The 2,626-nt window shown below is 29.3% G+C and carries 4 protein-coding genes; 2 read left to right on the top strand and 2 right to left on the bottom strand.

The features are described from left to right. Positions 1 to 366: helicase-associated domain-containing protein (locus EZH24_RS10035; protein WP_161976139.1), on the bottom strand; the 366-nt coding region annotated here is incomplete at its 3' end. 36 nt (positions 367 to 402) lie between these two features. After that, complete coding sequence (locus EZH24_RS10030) at positions 403 to 1,077, bottom strand: tetratricopeptide repeat protein (RefSeq protein ID WP_137999004.1); 675 nt, start codon at positions 1,075 to 1,077, stop codon at positions 403 to 405. A 198-nt stretch (positions 1,078 to 1,275) separates the two neighbouring features. Between EZH24_RS10030 and EZH24_RS10025 the strand changes: the two genes are divergently transcribed. Further along, complete coding sequence (locus tag EZH24_RS10025) at positions 1,276 to 1,857, top strand: Crp/Fnr family transcriptional regulator (protein ID WP_137999003.1); 582 nt, start codon at positions 1,276 to 1,278, stop codon at positions 1,855 to 1,857. Between the two features lie 39 nt (positions 1,858 to 1,896). Further along, positions 1,897 to 2,538: a Crp/Fnr family transcriptional regulator gene (locus EZH24_RS10020; RefSeq protein ID WP_137999002.1), complete on the top strand. Its 642-nt coding sequence runs from the start codon at positions 1,897 to 1,899 to the stop codon at positions 2,536 to 2,538. The last annotated feature ends 88 nt before the right edge of the window (positions 2,539 to 2,626 follow it).

The following is a 2,626-nucleotide window of genomic DNA, read 5'->3' as shown; positions in this document are numbered from 1 at the left end:
ATAATGAGCTATTTCGTCAATAATATCTTCATCTTCGCTTATCAAATAATATTTTTCATTTTCTTTTATTATTTTCACTTTTCCGTATTTTTCTATGCTTGTTTCTATTTGTTTGATTATATTTTTCGGTATTTCGTAGGAAGCGTATTTTTTTAGAAAATTTATAATAGTTTCGGCGTTATAATCCAAACTTGCAGCATTCCATAATGACACTAAAGTTATTCTGTAAGTATGTATATATTCGGGGCTTTTAAGGAGTTCCGCAAAAACGAGCATAAAATTTCTTATCTCCTCAAAATCTTTTGCGCCGACATCTAAAAGAATTGTGCCGTCTCCTTGAACTATTAGAGGAGCGTCTTTATTCAAAATTTTATTTCCTTAAACAAAATTAAACTTAAAATATTAATAAACATTATTTTCTATAAGGCTTATCGTTTCCGAAAAAATATTTAAATATTGATTATTAGTATTATTATTCATCCAATTTCTTAAAACATTTATCGACTTTGTTTTATCGTTTTGTTTTCTGTAAACATCCGACAAAGTCAAAGTTGCTTGCGGATTCAAATAACTATTCGGATAAGCTCTGATAAAATTTTCCAAAGTATTAACCGCTTCCGTATAATTCGTTAATTCGATTTGGGAGTTTGCCAAATTATAAATCGCGCTTTCTTGCAAATAAAAACCTCTGCTGTCCGCGACTTCCTTAAAATATTTTGACGATTCGCTAAAATTTCCTATATCGTAATAAATCGAACCCAAAGAATAAGCGGCCCTTAATTTCAAAGTTTTTCCTTTCGCCTCTCTATAAACTTTTTGAAATCTTGTGGTTATTTCGATTACGACATTCGGGTCGTTCAATCTCTCCTCTGGCATTTGACTATATAAAGCGAACGCGGATTCAAATTCGGAATTAACCGATTTATCTTGATTTTCGATATTCATATTATAAATTAAAATTCCCGCGACTATGACTATAATCAGAACGACTGCGGATATAATTATCATTCTGTTATTATAAATGTAAGTAAATATTAATTCGGCGTTTTTTTGAAATTTTGAAATATTGTCGGACATATATAAATCCCCCAATTTTTAATTAATTATTTTTTAATGTTTAATTATATTTAATTTAACCAAAAAAATCAAGCGTTTATCATAATTATGCTACATATGACAATATATTGACATTAAAACTTGAAAAAAGTATTATAAATGATACAATTAATTAAATATTTGAAACGGTTTAATAAAAATTGTTAAGGAATTGAATATATGCAAACAAAAGTATATAAATCGGGTTCTGTGGTATATTTTGCGGGCGACCCTTCCGATAGAATTTATATATTAAAAGAAGGACAAGCTCAAAGTATATTTTTATCCGAAGAAACGGGATACGAAACGAGAGAGCCGATAAATGTGGGAGAATTTTTCGGAGTAAAAAGTCTGCTTGGAGTTTATCCGCAGGAAGACACGGTTCAATGTTTAAGCGACTGCGTTATTATAATCATTACTTACGAAGAATTTGAAAATTTGGTTTCAAAAAATAAATCCATAATAATAAAAATGCTTCGAGTATTTTCAAATCAATTAAGAAGATTAAATAAAAATGTTAGAAATCTTGTGGAAAAAGAGGAAGACGAAGAGGGACCGAATCAGCTGGAAGGATTATATAATATCGGCGAATTTTATTTTAAGAATCAAAAATTCAAAAACGCTTTATACGCTTATAAAAGATATTATCAAATAGCGGATGAAAATTCTTCTTTTTATCATACGGTTGAAAATAAAATAAAAGCCTGCAAAGAAAAATTGAATATAACGGACGACAGCGACATAGCTCCTCCGCTTAAATAAATTAATTCTATAATTTTAAATTTTAACAAGGAATAAAAAATGGATAATAATATATCTTCGCATACAAAGAAATACGAAAAAGACGACATCATATTTTTGGAATTTGAAAAGGGCGATAAATTTTATATGGTTCAAAGTGGCTCGGTAAAAATAACGAAAGTGATTAAAGATGTGGAAAAACTGCTCGATATAGTTCATGCGGGAGATTTTTTCGGAGAGATGGCAATTTTGGAAGACACGACAAGAAGCGCGTCCGCGATTGCGAACGAACCTACAGTTTTGCTCGAATTAAAAAAAGAAAATTTTCAATCCGTTCTTGCAAATAATATAGAAATGGCGCTTAAACTTTCAAAAATGTTTGCAAAAAGAATATTCGATTCAAAAAGAAGACTCTTAATACTTCAATTAAACGAACCGAATTTAAGAATATACGACTGTTTGCTTTTACTTGCCGAAATTCAAAATATTCCGAGAGACGCTTATAACGAACCGCAGGAATTAAACGCAACGGTAAACGATATTGCAAATTGGTGTGCGATAAAGCCGATGGAAGTTCAGAAAGTTTTAAAACCTATGGCGGGAAAAATAAATATAAAAAACAATACCATTCAAGTCAAAAACTTGAAAGAGTTTCAAAGACAAATAGATGTAAAGAGGAAAAAGTCTTATAATATTCAATAATTTTTATTTTTTGACTTTATTTATATTTTTTTGTTTAATTAAAGTTATGAATTTATAAGTCGATAATTTTAGAAAGATAACAAAACAT

It is taken from the genome of Brachyspira catarrhinii, assembly GCF_005518285.1.
Classification (GTDB): domain Bacteria; phylum Spirochaetota; class Brachyspiria; order Brachyspirales; family Brachyspiraceae; genus Brachyspira; species Brachyspira catarrhinii.
Note: the sequence above shows the minus strand (reverse complement) of the source record. Positions and strands in the feature narration are given on the sequence as shown.

What these genes read in the sequence shown, in the direction of transcription:
- EZH24_RS10030 (WP_137999004.1), bottom strand. Translation starts at nt 1,077, where the DNA reads ATGTCCGACAATATTTCAAAATTTCAAAAAAACGCCGAATTAATATTT.
- EZH24_RS10025 (WP_137999003.1), top strand. Translation starts at nt 1,276, where the DNA reads ATGCAAACAAAAGTATATAAATCGGGTTCTGTGGTATATTTTGCGGGC.
- EZH24_RS10020 (WP_137999002.1), top strand. Translation starts at nt 1,897, where the DNA reads ATGGATAATAATATATCTTCGCATACAAAGAAATACGAAAAAGACGAC.